This is a genomic window from Tritonibacter sp. SIMBA_163 (genome assembly GCF_046535935.1).
Taxonomy (GTDB): Bacteria; Pseudomonadota; Alphaproteobacteria; order Rhodobacterales; family Rhodobacteraceae; genus Epibacterium; species Epibacterium scottomollicae.
Map to the genome: position 1 here is coordinate 1 of NZ_JAWJBP010001457.1, position 232 is coordinate 232.

A 232-nucleotide genomic window follows, 5' to 3' on the forward strand; every position below is an offset into this window, starting at 1 on the left:
CTGCACCGCGCCGATGCGTAAGGAGAACCAGCTCCACGCGGCCTGCGTCGAGCTCGTCGCGCACGAGGACGCCGAGATCAAATACTCGACGATCCAGAACTGGTACCCGGGCAACCCGGAGACCGGTGAAGGCGGCGTTTACAACCTGGTGACGAAACGCGGCATCTGCAAAGGTGATCGTTCAAAGATCAGCTGGACGCAACTCGAAACCGGCTCGGCGGTCACGCAGAAG

The 232-nt window shown here is 61.6% G+C and carries 1 protein-coding gene; it reads left to right on the top strand.

Features of this window, described 5'->3' with window-relative positions:
• Positions 1–232 (top strand): SufD family Fe-S cluster assembly protein (locus R0J92_RS27125; protein WP_411053965.1); only part of this gene is annotated, 232 nt, incomplete at both ends.